The sequence below is a fragment of the Rhizobium sp. NZLR1b genome (assembly GCF_019685155.1).
Lineage (GTDB): Bacteria > Pseudomonadota > Alphaproteobacteria > Rhizobiales > Rhizobiaceae > Rhizobium.
Map to the genome: position 1 here is coordinate 15,698 of NZ_JABDWC010000040.1, position 16,477 is coordinate 32,174.

The window sequence follows — 16,477 nt, forward strand, 5'->3', positions numbered from 1 at the left end:
CTGCGCCGCCACACTAAAGCGGACGGGGCAAAAGACAACCAGGGTGGGGCCTTAATGGAGGCGGTTAGGAGGGCAGCGACGCGTCGTCGCGATCCGACAAGGAGGAGACGCATATAGGCTTATCCACAACCCGTTTCCAGCGTCCGGATTTGGGGTTGCAACGCGATTCCTTTGCGATAAGGTGCGCGCTGACCTGCACGTAAGAGGTCAAACGTCGGGAACAGATGTCTAATAAAGGCGCAAAGCCTAGAAAGGTGGACCCACCATGAACCAGTTCACGAAAAAATTTCTCGCCTCTGCAATGCTTGGCACATTGCTGGCGTTTTCGGCGCATGCCGCCACACTGAATATTCACAATGGTGGCGACCCGCAGTCGCTCGATCCGCAGAAGCTTTCCGGAGACTGGGAAAATCGTATCGCCGGCGACATCTTCGAAGGTCTGGTCACCGAGGACGCCAAGGATAATCCGGTCCCCGGCCAGGCAGAAAGCTGGACGATTTCGCCTGATGGCAAGGTTTACACCTTCAAACTTCGCGACGGCATCAAGTGGTCCGATGGCCAGCCGGTAACGGCGGGAGACTTCGTCTTCGCCTTCCAGCGCCTCGTCGACCCGAAGAACGCCGCCGATTATGCCTATCTGCAGTTCACCATCAAGAATGCCGAAAAGATCAACAAGGGTGAGATCACCGATCTCAACGAGCTCGGCGTCAAGGCGATCGATGACAAGACACTCGAAATCACCCTTGAAAATCCGACCCCCTATTTCCTCAATGCCCTGATGCATTACACCGCCTATCCGCTGCCCAAGCACGTCGTCGAGGCGAAGGGGCAGGATTGGGTCAAGATCGGCAACATCGTTACTAACGGTCCGTATAAGCCGGTCGAATGGGTTCCGGGCTCGCATGTCACCACGGTCAAGAACGACCAGTGGTACGGCGCCAAGGACCTGAAGATCGACGGCGCGAAGTTCTTCGTGCTCGAAGACCAGGAAGCCGCGCTGAAACGCTACCGCGCCGGCGAATTCGATATCCTCACCGACTTCCCGACCGACCAGTACGAGTGGATGAAAAAGAACCTGCCTGGCCAGGCGCATGTGGCGCCCTTCTCCGGCCTCTACTACTACGTCATCAATTCGACCAAGCCGCCCTTCGCCGACAAGCGCGTGCGCCAGGCTCTCTCCATGGCGATCAACCGCGAAGTCATCGGCCCGCAGATTCTCGGCACCGGCGAACTGCCGGCCTATTCCTGGGTTCCGCCGGGTACCGCAAACTACGGCGAACCGGCCTACGTCTCCTGGAAGGACCTTCCTTATAAGGACAAGGTCGAAGAAGCCAAGAAGCTGCTGAAGGAAGCCGGTTTCGGCCCGGATCATCCGCTGACTGCCGAGCTCAAATACAACACCAACGACAACCACAAACGCATCGCCGTTGCGATCGCCTCGATGTGGAAGCCGCTCGGCGTCAATGTCGAACTCGTCAATGCCGAGACCAAGGTGCACTATGACCAGTTGCAGCGCGGCGAGGTGCAGATCGGCCGCGCTGGCTGGCTCGCCGATTACAACGATCCGGACAATTTCCTGAATCTCCTGGTCACAGGCGTCCAGATGAACTACGGCCGCTGGTCCAATCCCGAGTACGACAAGTTGATCAAGGACGGCAACGCCGAGACGGATCTGAAAAAGCGCGCCGAAATCTTCAAGAAGGCCGAGCAGCTGGCGCTGGATGATTCCGCCGCCCTGCCGATCTACTACTACGTTTCGAAGAACGTCGTTTCTCCGAAGATCGAAGGCTTCGTCGACAACATCCAGGACATCCACCGCACCCGTTGGCTGTCGATGAAAGAGTAAGGGAAAACGGTCCTTCTCGCGCACTGCTGGAAGGACCGGCCCACGACCATGATCAAATACGCCCTCCGTCGATTGCTTTCGACGATCCCCGTTCTGTGGATCGCCGTCACAGCCTGCTTTTTCGTTTTGCGCCTTGCCCCCGGCGGCCCGTTCGATGGCGAAAGGCCATTGCCGCCGGTGATCCTGAAGAACCTCGCGATCCACTACAATCTCGACAAGCCGTTGATTCAGCAGTACCTGATCTATGTCGGTGACCTGCTCCGGGGCGATCTCGGCCCCTCCTTCGCCAGCGAGGATTTTACCGTCGCACAGCAGATCATGATCGGTCTGCCCTACACCTTCACCATCGGCACGGCCGCCTTCGTGCTCGCCATCATCATCGGCGTCGCCGTTGGCTGTCTTGGGGCGCTCTACCAGAACAAGACGCCGGATTACATTCTCGGTGCTCTCATCCTGGTCGGCGTCGTGCTGCCGAACTTCCTGATCGCGCCGATCCTGCAGCTTATCTTCGGCATCCATCTCGCCTGGTTTCCGGTCGGCGGCTGGGGTGACGGCTCGATCAAATACCTGGTCCTGCCGATCGTCGTTCTGGCTCTGCCGCATGCAGGCCGCATCTCGCGCATCACCCGTGGCTCGATGATCGAGGTGATGAACCAGAACTTCATCCGAACAGCCAAGGCCAAGGGCATCGGCCCGCGGCTGACGGTAATGCGTCATGCGCTGAAACCGGCGTTGATGCCTGTCGTCTCCTATCTCGGGCCGGCGGCAAGCTATCTTCTCACTGGTTCGCTCGTTGTCGAAAGCATCTTCGGATTGCCCGGCATCGGCCGCTACTTCGTCAACGCAGCGCTGAACCGCGATTACGGCATGGTTCTCGGCACGGTCATTTTCTACATGGTGCTGATCGTATTCCTGAACCTTCTGGTCGATATCGCCTATGCCTGGCTCGACCCGAAAGTGAGAAACCGATGATCCTCAACCCCGCAAAACGCGAGCTGCTCGCCCAGGAGCTTCTGGAAGCGGAGGGCCTGGCACCCGAAGGCCGTTCGCTCACTAAGGATGCACTGCGCCGTCTCGGGCGCAACAAGGCGGCCGTCCTATCGATCGTGGTCCTGGCGCTGTTGATCCTCGCCGCCTTCCTCGGCCCCTGGTTCATTCCTTTCAACTACGAGGATCCTGATTGGGCCGCCTTCCGCATCCCGCCCTCGATTGAGACCGGCCATTATTTCGGCACCGACCCGAACGGCCGCGACCTTCTCGCTCGCGTGCTTTACGGCACCCGCATCTCCCTTGCTGTGGCGCTGACGGCGACCGTCGTCTCGGTCGTCATCGGCGTACTTTACGGTGCGATTTCGGGCTATATTGGCGGCAGGCTGGACGCGATCATGATGCGCTTCGTCGACATCATGTACGCGTTCCCCTACATCCTCTTCGTCATCCTGCTGATGGTAATTTTCGGCCGCAACGTCTATCTGCTTTTCGCCGCGATCGGCGCGCTGGAATGGCTGACCATGGCCCGCATCGTGCGTGGCCAGACGCTGTCGATCAAGCACCGGGAATTCATCGAGGCGGCCCGTGCCTCCGGGCAGAGACCGCTCAAGATCATCCTCAAGCACATCATTCCGAACCTCGTCGGACCCGTAGTGATCTTCGCAGCACTGACCGTGCCCGAGATCATCGCCACCGAAAGCTTTCTTTCCTATCTCGGCTTCGGCGTCCAGGAACCGCTGACCTCGCTCGGCACGCTGATCGCCGAGGGGAGCGATGCCATGGAAAGCATGCCGTGGCTGCTGATCTTCCCGGCAAGCTTCCTCGTGGCGCTACTGCTCAGTCTGCTCTTCATCGGCGACGGCCTGCGCGATGCGTTCGACCCGAAGGATCGCTAGAATGCCCCATGAAACGCAGAAAGAAATACTCCTTGAACTCAAGGACTATTCGATCACCTTCAAAACACCTGACGGCGAGGTGAAGGCGGTCTCGAACATCAATCTCACCGTCCGGCGCGGCGAACGCATCGCCATCGTCGGCGAATCCGGCTCCGGCAAGAGCCAGACCTTCCTCGGCATCATGGGCCTGCTCGCCAAGAACGGCAGGACGACGGGCCAGGCCTTGCTCGAAGGCAAGGACGTACTGTCGCTGAAGCCGCGCGCGCTCGACCAGATCCGCGGCAAGGACATGGCGATGGTTTTCCAGGACCCTATGACCGCCTTGAACCCGTCGCTGAAGATCTCCCGGCAGCTGACGGAACAGCTCGAGGTCCACCGCGGCCTGACGGCGCGAGCTGCATCTGAGGCGGCCCTCGACATGCTGAAACGCGTCGGCATCCCCGACCCGACGCGGCGCTTCCATCTCTATCCCCATGAGCTTTCCGGCGGCATGCGCCAGCGTATCGTCATTGCCATGGCGCTGCTTACCAAACCGAAGCTGCTGATCGCCGACGAACCGACGACGGCGCTCGACGTCACCATCCAGGCACAGATCCTCGATCTGTTCAACGATCTGACGGCGGAGATGAACACGGCACTCATCATGATCACCCACGATCTCGGCGTCGTCGCCGGCCTCGCCGACCGCGTCGCCGTTATGTATGCCGGCCGCATCGTCGAGGAAGCGCCCGTCGACGAACTCTTCGACAACCCGGCCCATCCCTATACGGCGGCGCTTCATGCCTCGATCCCGCGGCCGGACCAGGATGTCGACGATCTCGTCGTCATCCCCGGGCGCCCGCCGAACCTGCAGCACCTGCCGAAGGGCTGCAATTTCTCGCCGCGCTGTTCCCAGGTCCAGGACGATTGCATCGACCGTCCGCCGTCACTCGAAACACTGGCGCCGCGCCACTGCGCCGCCTGCTACCATCCCTTCCCGCGTCGTGAGGAGTTGCTGAGCCATGGCTGAACGATCGCTTCTGCGGGTCGAGAACCTGACGACCCAGTTCGAACTGCCGGCGAAGGGCCTGTTCAAACCGCCGATTTTCCTCACCGCCGTCAACAATGTCAGCTTCGACCTCGCAGAAGGCCGCACACTCGGCATTGTCGGCGAATCCGGCTGCGGCAAGTCCACGCTCGGCCGCTCCATCCTGCGGCTGCTGAAATCGCAGAAGGGCCGCATCCTCTGGCAGGGCCGCAACCTTCTCGACCTGTCTGAAGAGGAAATGCGCGCCGCCCGCCGCGACATGCAGATCATCTTCCAGGATCCGATCGCCTCGCTCGACCCGCGCATGACGGTCGGCGACATCATCGCCGAGCCGCTCACCGTCTTCGAGCCGAAACTTTCGAAGGCCGGGCGCACCGAACGCGTCCGCGAGATCATGACCGCCGTCGGCCTGGTGCCGGAGATGATCAACCGTTATCCGCACGAATTTTCCGGCGGCCAGGCGCAACGCATCGGCATTGCCCGCGCCGTCATCACCAAACCGAAGCTCATCATCTGCGATGAGCCGGTTTCGGCTCTCGACGTTTCGATCCAGGGCCAGGTCATCACGCTTCTGCGCAAGCTGCGCAAGGAATTCGGCCTGACGCTGATCTTCATCAGCCACGATCTTTCCGTCGTGCGGCTGATCTCCGACGATGTTCTGGTGCTCTATCTCGGCAGGGTGGTGGAAGCCGGCGACTGCGCCACCGTCTTCGATCATCCGGCTCACCCCTATACGCAGGCGCTGTTTTCCGCAGCACCGATCCCGGATCCGAAGCTCGCGCGGCTGCGCACCCGCATCCGCCTGCAGGGCGATCCGCCCTCGCCGCTCAACCCGCCGAAAGGCTGCGTCTTCTCGCCGCGCTGCTGGAAGGCGACCGATATCTGTCGCACCGAAATGCCGCCGACCGAGGAAGTCCGCCCCGGTCAGAAGGCCGCCTGTTATCATATGGACAGGCCATGAGCGGCCACGCAACTTCAGGATGAAGCGCTTGGAAAAGCGGACTTATTTTGGGTTCTAAAATCCCCGATAAGAAAGATTTATCCGCGCACGTGCTATTTCTTTCCCGCCCAATCAAGGGCTGGGGAACGCATATATGAGATCGAAACTATCAGGATTGATCGCGGTTGCGGCCGCGATTATCGCTGCCTCCGCCGCTTCGTCGCATGCCGAAGATCTGAAGTTCAAGCTGACCAACGGCACGAACTCCGTCCTGGCGCGCTTCTACAGCGCTCCAACCGGCGTCGACAACTGGGAAGAGGACGTCTTCGGCGATGAAGTTCTCAATCCGGGCGAAAGCATGGACATCACCATCGCCGATGGCCGCACCGTCTGCAAATACGATATGCGCTTCGAGTTCGAGGAAGGATCAAACCTCGAAACCACCGAAGATACGCAGGATCTTTGCCAGATGGGCAGCTACACCATCCACGAATAGGCAGCCCTCGCAGCGCCCGCCTTCGCCGCGTCTCGAGGGCGGGCTTTTACCTCCCGCGATATCGGCGCCAATGATATCAGCGCTTGTCACTCTGGCTGGCTCCGCGTATCAGCGATGAAGAGCAATGCCGGGAGGGCAAGGTGAGCAGACGGTTTCTATCGATCGGTGAATGCATGGTGGAACTCTCGCAGGCAGGTGACGGCCTGCTGCGCAAAGGTTTCGCCGGCGATACGTTCAACACCGCTTGGTATGCCCGCGCCTGCCTTGCCGCCGACTGGTCGGTCGATTATTTCACCGCCCTCGGCGAGGACGCCATGTCGGATGAGATGGTGGCCTTCATCGACAAGGCAGGCATCGGCACCAGCCTTATTCACCGCATCAAGGGCAAGACGCCCGGCCTTTACATGATCAACCTGAAAAACGGCGAGCGCTCCTTCAGCTACTGGCGCGATAATTCGGCTGCCCGCAGCCTCGCGGCCGACCCGGATCGCCTGCGTGAGGCGGTGGAAAGCGCTGATGTCGTCTATTTCTCCGGCATCACCCTTGCCATCCTGCCGCCGGAGGATGCCACGACGCTGCTCGCCGAAATCCGCCGCGCCAAGGCCGCCGGCAAGCTGGTGGTGTTCGACCCGAACATCCGCCCCCGCCTGTGGTCGAGCTATGACATCATGCACACGACGATCAGCGAGGGCGCTCGCTCGTCCGTGCTCGTGATGCCGAGCTTCGACGACGAGGCCGCCCATTTCGGTGATGATTCCATCGAGGCGACGATCCACCGCTATCACGGACTCGGCGCCGCCGACGTCGTCGTCAAGAACGGCGCGGATGGGGTGAGATTGAACTTTGCCGGCGAAGAGAGCTTCGTTCCGGCCGAAAAGGTGGAGAAGGTGGTCGATACCACCAGCGCGGGCGACAGTTTTAACGGCGCCTTCCTCGCACACTATCTTGAAACAGAGGACGCAACCGCAGCAGCCGGCTTCGCCGCAGGCGTTGCAGCCCACGTCGTCAGTGAACACGGCGCGCTGGTGGCAAAGGACAAGCTTGGATTGAAGGGCGGCTGACCCGCACGCGCAAGCGCGCTCGCCTGTTGAAGTTTTTGCCCCGGGTTGCGGGGATAAAAAATCAGGACTTCGTCGGCCGATCGGACTCGCGAACCGCCTCGTCATGATACCAGCAGCTGTCAAGCGCTGCGTCGCAGACGTCGGCTGCCTCGCGTTCCATCAGCCGGGCGCGTTCGAACCGATTGGCGGTCCGCGTCGGCTTAACGGGAAACTGGTAGATCGTTGCAGATTCACGGTGGAAACCGGTGGGCATGAGATCGCCTCCATTCAGTTCGGCGCATCAACATTCAAGGCTACGACCATAACACGGTGCCCATAGTTTATGCAAATTGCACAAATTATATGCATCAATATATTATGATTGATCGATATGCTGTCTGCGCCGAGAGCGTCCGCCTATTTGTTCAACACTTCATCACTCCCAAGCTAACGCCGAAATTTTCATCCGGTTCCGCAGCGAAAAACTCGGTTTCCTGCTGATGATACGGCCTTCCCCCGTCAAAACGGGGTGGTTTCGGCAAAAGAAAACGCATGTTGGCCTGCCGATTTGCGATTTTTTCTTCTCCCTCGGCCAAACTGGCACGCTACGTGCTTTTAAAGTGTCATCCCCTGGCGGTCGGATGCGCTTTACGCGCCGAAATCGCTTCCGGATTTGCTCACCTTTGTCGCATTGAGAGAGTCACGATGACAAAATATAAGCTCGAGTATATTTGGCTCGATGGGTACACTCCGGTACCGAACCTGCGTGGCAAGACGCAGATCAAGGAATTCGACGTATTCCCGACGCTGGAACAGCTTCCGCTCTGGGGCTTCGACGGTTCGTCGACCATGCAGGCCGAAGGCCGCAGTTCCGATTGCGTGCTGAAGCCCGTCGCCATCTATCCCGACCCGGCCCGCACCAACGGCGCGCTCGTCATGTGCGAAGTCATGATGCCCGATGGCGTCACGCCGCACTCGAGCAACGCTCGCGCAACCATTCTCGACGATGAAGATGCCTGGTTCGGTTTCGAGCAGGAATACTTCTTCTACCAGAACGGCCGTCCGCTTGGCTTCCCCGAGCAGGGCTACCCGGCTCCGCAGGGTCCATATTACACCGGCGTCGGCTATTCGAACGTCGGCGACGTCGCCCGTGAAATCGTCGAAGAACATCTCGACCTCTGCCTCGCTGCCGGCATCAACCACGAAGGCATCAATGCCGAAGTGGCCAAGGGCCAGTGGGAATTCCAGATTTTCGGCAAGGGCTCCAAGAAAGCCGCCGACCAGATCTGGATGGCTCGCTACCTGCTGCAGCGCCTGACCGAAAAGTACGGCATCGACATCGAGTATCACTGCAAGCCGCTCGGCGACACCGACTGGAACGGTTCGGGCATGCATTGCAACTTCTCGACCAAGTTCATGCGCGAAGTCGGCGGCAAGGCCTATTTCGAAGCGCTGATGGCGCAGTTCGAAACGAACCTGATGGACCACATCGAAGTCTACGGTCCCGACAACGACAAGCGCCTGACCGGCAAGCACGAAACGGCACCGTGGAACAAGTTCTCCTACGGCGTTGCCGACCGTGGCGCTTCGATCCGCGTCCCGCACTCCTTCGTCAAGAACGATTACAAGGGCTATCTGGAAGACCGCCGTCCGAACTCTCAGGGCTGCCCCTACCAGATCGCTTCGCAGGTTCTGAAGACGATTTCGGAAGTTCCGACTGCAAGCTCGGCTTCCGCCGCCGCTTAACCTTCCAAACGGCGCCGGTCCACGACCGGCGCCGTCGTTCGTTCCGCACGAAAGCCGCGATCGACCGCTGACATAATCGCGGGAATCCGGCGGCTGAAAGCCCTGCAACCGCTGGCATGCGGCTGTAATATTTCCATCATGATCATGCCTCAAAATAGGCAGGCGGGAATCGCCGTTCCGGAACCCCGCTTTGGGGCTAAGCGTTGCATATCGAGGCAACGCGGATGGAAATTGTGACATGCTGCAACGTCCAGCAAACACTCATCATGGCGAGAGCTGGGCCAATGCTACAGCCGCCGGCAACCTGCCCGAACGTCTGGTGATCGTCACCGATGCCTGGCATCCGCAGGTCAACGGCGTCGTGCGCTCGATCGAGAACACCAACCGCGAATTGGCGACGATGGGCGTTGCGGTTTCGATGGTCACGCCGGAGCGCTTCAACAGCATCCCCTGCCCGACCTATCCCGAAATCCGCCTGTCGATCGCCAATTACCGCCGCATCGCCCGCGAGATCGAAAAACACAATCCTTCCTATGTGCATATCGCCACCGAAGGCCCGCTGGGGCTGACCGCTCGCCGCTGGTGCCTGCGTAAGGGCATGCCCTTCTCCACCAGCTATCACACGCGCTTTCCCGAATATGTTTCCGCCCGCTTGCCGATACCGCAGAGCTGGCTTTATGCCTTCGTACGCTGGTTCCATAATGGCGGCGCTGGGTGCATGGTCGCGACGCCGAGCCTTGCTCGCGAGCTTGCTGCACGCGGCATCAAGAACCTCATGCCCTGGACCCGGGGCATTGACGCCACGCAATTCCATCCGATGCCTCTTGAAGAGAAGCCATTCGGCCTTCCTCGCCCGATCTTCATGACGGTCGGCCGCGTGGCCCTGGAAAAGAACCTGCCGGCCTTTCTTGATCTCGACCTGCCGGGTTCGAAGGTTGTGGTGGGCGAAGGCCCGGCACGCGCCGAGCTGGAGCAGCGGTATCCCGAGGTGCACTTTACCGGCGTGAAATTCGGCGAGAATCTGGCGAACGCCTATGCCCAGGCCGATGTCTTTGTCTTTCCCTCGCTCACCGACACTTTCGGCAACACCATCCTCGAAGCGCTGGCATCGGGCGTGCCGGTCGCAGCCTATCCGGTCACCGGCCCGCTCGATATCATCGGCGAAGACAGCGACGTCGGCGCGCTGGACCAGGACCTTCAGGCCGCTTGCCTTGCCGCGCTTTCCGCCTCGCGCGGCAAGGCGCGCGAGCTTGCCATGCAATATTCCTGGGAAGCGGCGACGCTGCAGTTCATCAACAACATCCGCGCTGCCAACGGCGTCATCACGCCGAAATGGAAGAAGGCTTGGCAATTTGCCAAGTCACTTCCAAGAAGCAGAAAGCCCGGCGAAACCGCCGGGCCTCTCCCCTCCGCGGACTAATCCGTCCTACTTGTGCAAAGCGTTGCGAAGCGTGTCGTTCGCAACCGCAATCGCGCTGCGTGCAGCAGGCGTTTCGGCAATGGCGTTCAAGAGCACGAAATCGTGGATCGTGCCGTTGTAACGCATTGACGTGACTCGGACGCCAGCCTGGCTGAGTTTGCGGGCATAGGCCTCGCCCTCGTCGCGCAGCACGTCGTTCTCGTCGACGATGACCAGCGCCGGCGGCAGGCCGTTCAACTGCTCCAACGAGGCTTGCAGCGGCGAAGCCGTCGGCTCCTTGCGCTTGGCTTCGTCGGGCAGGTAGGCGTTCCAGAACCACTTCATCGCTTCCTTGGTCAGCCACGGGCCATTGGCGAACTGGTTATAGGAACCGTTGTCGAAATTGGCGTCCGTGACCGGGTAGAACAGCACTTGCTGGTCGATGGCGGGACCGCCGCGCTCCTTGGCAAGCAGCGTCACCACCGCCGCCATGTTGCCACCGACGCTGTCGCCTGCGACCGCGAGCCTGCCGGCATCGACGTTGAGCTCCTTGGAATGCTCGGCGACATATTTGGTTGCGGCATAGGCCTGCTCGATGGCAACGGGATAACGGGCCTCCGGCGAGCGTTCGTAATCGACGAAGACGACGGCGGCATTGGCGCCGTTGGCGATCTCGCGCACCAGCCGGTCATGCGTATCCGCATCGCCGAGCACCCAGCCGCCGCCATGGAAATAGAGGATGACCGGCAGCGTGCCATTGGCCTGTTCCGGGCGGACGATACGCAGCTTGATGCTGCCGGTCGGGCCTGTTTTGATGACCTTATCCTCTTCCTGCGCCGCAGGCTTCTTCACATCGCCCTTCTGCGCGCCGGCCAGAACATTGCGGGCATCGGTCGGCGATAGCGTATAGATCGGCTTGCCGCCGGCAAGGCCATCGATGAACTTCTGCGTTGTCGGCTCGAGTACCGGATCAGCAAGCGCGCCGGCGGCGGAGGCTGCCAGGAGTGCTGCTGCGGAAACTGCGGTCTTGATGGTCGACATTGTCTTGTCCTCTCGGTTCCGTGTTCGGCGTAAACACGGCTTTTGTATCGCGCACGACTATTTATTGCACAATCTACATATCCGCATATCTGCCATGCCAAAAAGACGCTTGCGATTATTTATCGCACGATATAAACTCGCTCAGTTCTGGAGATGACCATGCAGGATCAGCTGAAGCTCGACGATTTCATCTGCTTCGCCGTCTATACGGCAAGCCATGCGCTGAACCGCGTTTACAAGCCGCTTCTCGACGCACTCGGCCTCACCTATCCGCAATATCTGGCCATGGTCGCGCTGTGGGGACAGGACGGCCAGACCGTCGGCGGCCTCGGCGAAAAGCTCTTCCTGGAATCGAGCACGCTGACCCCTCTGCTCAAACGCCTGGAAAGCGCCGGCTATATCAGGCGCGAACGCAGCCGCGAGGACGAGCGCGTCGTCGTCATCCGCCTCAGCGAAGAAGGCAAGCGGCTGAAGGAAAAAGCGACTGGCATACCGGGCTGCATCGCCGAGGCCAGCGGTCGCGATGCGGCGGATCTTACTCGGCTACAGGCTGAGATCGTGGCGCTACGCGAGGCGCTGAATAAGAGCGTGGCTTAGGTTCAAGACGATCGAGATAGGTCGTACCTGGGGTTACCCCCTCTGCCCTGCCGGGCATCTCCCCCACAAGGGGGGAGATCGACTCGCGGATAGCATCTCCCCAAACAATTGATGCTGGAGCGAGCGGGTCCGCCCAGCCGATCTCCCCACCTGTGGGGGAGATGCCCGGCAGGGGTAACCCCAGGCACGACGCGAACGGATATTCCACAAACGCCAACTGGCGCCCCAAGAACCCCTACGTCCGCCTCTTCTTGCCTTCAAACGGATTCTCAGCCGAACGGAAATGAATACGGATCGGCACGCTCGGCATGTCGAAATCGGCACGCAGCCCGTTAATCAGATAACGCGTATAGGATTCCGGCAGCGCGTCGGAGCGCGTGCAGGAAATCATGAAGGCCGGCGGGCGAGCCTTGACCTGCGTCATGTACTTCAGCTTGATGCGGCGGCCGGAAACGGCCGGTGGCGGATGCTGGATCTGTTGCGTTTCCAGCCAGCGATTGAGCTTCGCCGTCGAAATGCGCTTGTTCCAGATCATGTCGGTGTCGATGATCGACTGCATCAGCTTGTCGAGGCCCCAGCCGGTCTGGCCGGAGATCGGCACCGCGCGGATGCCCCGTGCCTGCGGCAGCAGCCGATCGGTCTTTTCGCGAAGGTCCGCAAGCACCGCCTGCCGGTCCTCGATCATATCCCACTTGTTGAAAGCGAGAACGGCCGCGCGGCCCTCGCGCAGCACCAGGTCGACGATCTGCAGGTCCTGCTTCTCGAAGGGGATCGTCGCATCGAAGACGATCACCACTGTCTCAGCGAAACGGATGGCGCGCAACGCGTCGGCGACAGAGAGCTTTTCCAGCTTCTCGATCACCCTGGCCTTGCGTCGCATGCCTGCCGTATCGAACATCTTGATGGTGCGGCCGCGCCAATCCCATTCGACCGAGATGGAATCGCGAGTGATGCCCGCCTCCGGCCCGGTCAAAAGCCGGTCCTCACCGAGGAAACGGTTGATCAGCGTCGACTTGCCGGCATTCGGCCGCCCGACGATCGCCACGCGCAAAGGCTTGGTGTCGTCATAGGCAGGCTCTTCGTCCTCATCGCTGCCCTCGCCTTCAGACTGAGGAATGTCGACGTTGGTGACGGCGACCTCCTCCTTCGCCGGATAAGCCCGGTCCTTGCCGATAGCCTCGACGATCGCATCACGCAGATCGAGCATGCCCTCGCCGTGTTCGGCCGAAATCGGCGTCGGCTCGCCAAGCCCGAGCGTGTAGGCGTCGTAGAAGCCGCTGTCGGAGCCGCGCGCCTCGGATTTGTTGGCGACGAGAACCACCGGCTTGCCGCGCCGGCGCAGCATTTCGGCAAGATCGGTATCGACGGGCGTCAATCCGCTCTTAGCGTCGACGATGAAAAGCGAAAGATCCGCCTCGTCGATCGCCGCTTCCGTCTGGGCGCGCATCCGGCCCTGCAGGCTTTCCGCGTCGGCCTCTTCCAGACCGGCCGTGTCGATAATGGTGAAGGTCAGGCCCATCAGCCGCGCATCACCCGGACGGCGGTCGCGGGTCACACCCGGCGTGTCATCGACGAGCGCCAGCTTCTTACCCACCAGGCGGTTAAAAAGGGTCGACTTGCCGACATTCGGACGACCGACGATCGCGACCGTGAAACTCATTCTTTTTCCTTAAAACTCAGCCCTGCGCGGCGGGCGCCTTGCCGGATGCGGTGATGAGATCAAGCATCATGTGGGCGCGATTGGCAACATTGCGCGGGCTGTCGGTATCATCGACGATCGACTGGAACCACTGCCGAGCCTGCGCCATGTTGCCGCCCTTAAAGGAAGCAAGGCCGAGCGCTTCGCGTGCCGAATGGCGGAAAGCGTTGCCTGGGACGGCCATTTCCTCGATCGCGGCCGAAACCTGTTCGTAAGAGCCGTTTTCGATGAGCAGCCAGCCGGCCCGCATTTTGGCGGCATCGCGCACGGCGGCCGGAACACCATTGTCCTTGCCGATCTCGTTGAAGGAAGCGATCGCCGCAGCGGTATCGCCCTTCTGGACTTCGACAGTCGCGGCCCGCATGCGCGCCAGCACCGGATAAGCGCCGTGGCCTTCCTTTTCGAGCTTGTCGAGCGCGGCCAGCGCCTCGTCATTCTTGTTCTCGTCGGCAAGCTTCATCGCCGCCAGGAACTGGTCACCGGCGCCCGAGGAGCGGGTATCGTCCCAATATTCGAAGAGAACCTTGCCGGCGGTGCCGGCGACGATCAGGATGGCGACGACGATGATATAGCGGCCGAACCGGCGCCAGACGCCCTTCATCTGGTCGGAGCGCAATTCCTCATTGACTTCACGGATGAAGCTGTCGTCGTTGAATGCCATTCTCGTCTCCGGCCGCGGAAATACCTATACGTTGTGCAAAACGCACATTGTCGGGCCTTCTACTCCATTTTGCCGCCGTTGTAAGGGGGATATGAAAGATTAGAGCGCCGCGCGTCTTTTCAGATGCGCCAAGGACGCTCTAACACTTTGAATCCGCGCATAATCCTTTCCAAAAATCGGAATCGATTTTCGGGGGTATGCGCAGGTCACATGGCGAGCGGCGAAACGCCGATCAGCCATTCGTGCAGCTTCCAGATGATCAGCGCCCAGACGACGATGCCGATGATAACGGCATAGAGGTCGTATTTGGCCGAGACGAAGGGCCGAAGCACGATCTCGCCCGCCCGCTGCCGTCTTTTCAGCGAGATGCGCAGGATGACGCCCCAGGCGAGGAAGGCCGCAAACAACAGCACCGACGACGTCTCACCATTGGCGAGCAGATGGGCAAGCGCCCAGATTTTCACCGACAGCACCATCGGATGTTTGGTCTTGGTGGCGATATGCCCCGCCGGCAATAGCGAGGCGACGAGACAGATCATTGCGATCAGCATCAGCGTGATCGTGATATGCGCCATCCAGACCGGCGGATTGTAAAGCATTCCGGTTACTTCACGCGCCCGCCCGAAGCCGTAGATCAATAGGATCAGCGTCGCCAGACTCGCGATGGAATAGGCCGCCCGCCACCCCTTTTCGCCGAGGCTTGCGATCATCGAACGGCGGAAGCCGGGCGATACCACCCGCACCAAATGCACCCCGAGGAAAAGTATAATGCCGACGATAAGCAAAGTCATTGCGGGTCCCTTCCGTGCCGTTTGTCATGGCTTACCGGCTGGCGTGAAAAAATGCCAGTAAGACCGCAGCTTCGCCGCAATTCTATCGGAGGGAAATCGCGAACAAATTGTCGCGGTGTCCATGTCTCGTCATCTCCTCTCCACCTGTCTGGCTGTGTCGTTCCTCCTGCCGACGATGGCAGAGGCGGCCGACCGGCCGAAACAGCTGGTCATCATTTCGTTCGACGGCGCCCACGACAATGCGCTCTGGCTGAAGAGCCGCGAGATGGCCGCGAAGAACGGCGCCCACTTTACCTATTTCCTCTCCTGCACTTTCCTGATGAACGAGGCGGCGAAGAAGGCCTACCAGGCGCCGCATCAGAAGCGCGGCAAATCCAATGTCGGCTTCGCCCAGAGCGACGACGAGATCCGCGAAAGGCTCGGCAATATCTGGCACGCCCATCTCGAAGGCCACGACATATCGAGCCATGCCTGCGGCCATTTCGATGGCCGTCTCTGGAGCGAGGCCGACTGGTCGGCCGAATACGCCACCTTCCACGCGACGTTGAAAAATGCCTGGACAAGCGTCGGCCTCCAGGAGCCGGCCGGCTGGCGGGATCTGGTCGACCATGGCATCAAGGGTTTTCGCGCACCCTATCTTTCCGCAACGGCGGGCGCCGATATGATCGCCGCCGAAAAGAAGGCGGGTTTCAGCTATGACGCAAGCCTCGTCACCAAAGGTCCGGCCATGCCGGTCGAGGAAGACGGCATCATCCGCTTCGGCCTGCCGCTGATCCCCGAGGGCCCGAGCGAAAAGCCGATCATCGGCATGGACTACAATCTCTTCGTCCGCCATTCCAAGGGTGAAGAAGACAGAGTGGACAGCGCTGCCTTCGAGGAGCGCGCCTATTCGGCCTTCAAAGAAGCTTTCGACAAACAATATGCCGGCGGCCGCACCCCCCTCCAGCTCGGCTTCCACTTCGTCGAAATGAACGGCGGCGCCTACTGGCGCGCCCTCGACCGGTTGGTCGGCGACGTCTGCCATCGCGCCGACGTCGCCTGCGTCAGCTATTCCGAAGCGATCTCGCTGATCGAGGCCCGCGGGAAATTGCAGCAGTCGTCAGGGCTTTGACGGAATATTTTTTGAGGCGCTGTGCCGTGTAGCCCCCTTGTATCTGCACGTTAGAGATTTTGTGCGATGAAAGCGATTGAGCCTCTGGCCGGGTGGCCACCCGGCCAGAGGCGTGACGAAGTCGCCCGTTCCCCCTCTGGTTACAACCGTGGATGAGCCTGGGATCTTCGTCATCGTCACGTACGACCGAATAGTCG

Annotated in this window: 16 protein-coding genes; 11 read left to right on the forward strand and 5 right to left on the reverse strand. The window is 60.6% G+C overall.

Translation table 11 applies throughout. The features are described 5' to 3' along the window. Positions 1 to 265 precede the first annotated feature (265 nt). The 7 genes from HJB84_RS32315 (at position 266) to HJB84_RS32345 (ending at position 7,256) form a co-directional block, all read left to right on the forward strand. A complete protein-coding gene (locus HJB84_RS32315) occupies positions 266 to 1,846 on the forward strand; it encodes a peptide ABC transporter substrate-binding protein (RefSeq protein ID WP_207581347.1) in 1,581 nt (526 codons plus the stop codon). Between the two features lie 48 nt (positions 1,847 to 1,894). Beyond that, positions 1,895 to 2,818: an ABC transporter permease subunit gene (locus HJB84_RS32320; protein ID WP_207581348.1), complete on the forward strand. Its 924-nt coding sequence runs from the start codon at positions 1,895 to 1,897 to the stop codon at positions 2,816 to 2,818. Then, a complete protein-coding gene (locus HJB84_RS32325; protein ID WP_207581349.1) occupies positions 2,815 to 3,732 on the forward strand; it encodes an ABC transporter permease subunit in 918 nt (305 codons plus the stop codon). The genes HJB84_RS32320 and HJB84_RS32325 overlap by 4 nt, the downstream gene beginning before the upstream one ends. Position 3,733: 1 nt before the next feature. Next, positions 3,734 to 4,741 carry an ABC transporter ATP-binding protein gene (locus HJB84_RS32330; RefSeq protein WP_207581350.1) on the forward strand — a complete coding sequence of 336 codons (1,008 nt, stop codon included), beginning with the start codon at positions 3,734 to 3,736 and terminating at the stop codon, positions 4,739 to 4,741. Then, positions 4,734 to 5,720 (forward strand): ABC transporter ATP-binding protein, encoded by a 987-nt coding sequence (locus HJB84_RS32335; RefSeq protein WP_207581351.1) that lies wholly within the window; start codon positions 4,734 to 4,736, stop codon positions 5,718 to 5,720. Before HJB84_RS32330 ends, HJB84_RS32335 begins: the two co-directional genes overlap by 8 nt. A 133-nt stretch (positions 5,721 to 5,853) precedes the next feature. Beyond that, a complete protein-coding gene (locus HJB84_RS32340) occupies positions 5,854 to 6,195 on the forward strand; it encodes a hypothetical protein (protein WP_207581352.1) in 342 nt (113 codons plus the stop codon). 140 nt (positions 6,196 to 6,335) lie between these two features. Further along, on the forward strand, positions 6,336 to 7,256 hold the full coding sequence (locus HJB84_RS32345; protein ID WP_221117878.1) for a sugar kinase: 921 nt from the start codon (positions 6,336 to 6,338) through the stop codon (positions 7,254 to 7,256). 61 nt (positions 7,257 to 7,317) lie between these two features. Here HJB84_RS32345 and gstI read toward each other — a convergent pair whose 3' ends face one another. Further along, positions 7,318 to 7,509, reverse strand: coding sequence for a glutamine synthetase translation inhibitor GstI (gene gstI, locus HJB84_RS32350; protein WP_003581258.1), 192 nt, complete (start codon positions 7,507 to 7,509; stop codon positions 7,318 to 7,320). A gap of 431 nt (positions 7,510 to 7,940) precedes the next feature. Between gstI and HJB84_RS32355 the strand changes: the two genes are divergently transcribed. Together HJB84_RS32355 and HJB84_RS32360 are read left to right on the forward strand one after the other, a co-directional pair. Continuing rightward, positions 7,941 to 8,981, forward strand: a complete 1,041-nt coding sequence (locus tag HJB84_RS32355; protein ID WP_207581354.1) for a glutamine synthetase beta-grasp domain-containing protein — start codon at positions 7,941 to 7,943, stop codon at positions 8,979 to 8,981. Between the two features lie 238 nt (positions 8,982 to 9,219). Further along, positions 9,220 to 10,401: a glycosyltransferase family 1 protein gene (locus tag HJB84_RS32360; protein ID WP_207581355.1), complete on the forward strand. Its 1,182-nt coding sequence runs from the start codon at positions 9,220 to 9,222 to the stop codon at positions 10,399 to 10,401. Between the two features lie 6 nt (positions 10,402 to 10,407). On the opposite strand, the gene HJB84_RS32365 is transcribed toward HJB84_RS32360, so the two are convergent. Then, positions 10,408 to 11,421 (reverse strand): alpha/beta hydrolase, encoded by a 1,014-nt coding sequence (locus HJB84_RS32365; RefSeq protein ID WP_207581356.1) that lies wholly within the window; start codon positions 11,419 to 11,421, stop codon positions 10,408 to 10,410. Positions 11,422 to 11,580: 159 nt separating this feature from the next. Between HJB84_RS32365 and HJB84_RS32370 the strand changes: the two genes are divergently transcribed. Beyond that, entirely contained in the window at positions 11,581 to 12,018 is a 438-nt protein-coding gene (locus HJB84_RS32370; protein WP_207581357.1) for a MarR family winged helix-turn-helix transcriptional regulator, read from the forward strand. Positions 12,019 to 12,253: 235 nt separating this feature from the next. Here HJB84_RS32370 and der read toward each other — a convergent pair whose 3' ends face one another. From der to HJB84_RS32385, 3 genes are all read right to left on the reverse strand, one after another. After that, entirely contained in the window at positions 12,254 to 13,678 is a 1,425-nt protein-coding gene (gene der / locus HJB84_RS32375) for a ribosome biogenesis GTPase Der (protein WP_207581358.1), read from the reverse strand. 16 nt (positions 13,679 to 13,694) lie between these two features. After that, on the reverse strand, positions 13,695 to 14,378 hold the full coding sequence (locus HJB84_RS32380; protein WP_221117879.1) for a tetratricopeptide repeat protein: 684 nt from the start codon (positions 14,376 to 14,378) through the stop codon (positions 13,695 to 13,697). Positions 14,379 to 14,584: 206 nt separating this feature from the next. Further along, positions 14,585 to 15,169 carry an NnrU family protein gene (locus HJB84_RS32385; protein ID WP_207581360.1) on the reverse strand — a complete coding sequence of 195 codons (585 nt, stop codon included), beginning with the start codon at positions 15,167 to 15,169 and terminating at the stop codon, positions 14,585 to 14,587. Positions 15,170 to 15,290: 121 nt separating this feature from the next. On the opposite strand from HJB84_RS32385, the gene HJB84_RS32390 reads away from it, so the two are divergent. After that, positions 15,291 to 16,280: a polysaccharide deacetylase gene (locus HJB84_RS32390; RefSeq protein ID WP_207581361.1), complete on the forward strand. Its 990-nt coding sequence runs from the start codon at positions 15,291 to 15,293 to the stop codon at positions 16,278 to 16,280. Positions 16,281 to 16,477: the final 197 nt, after the last annotated feature.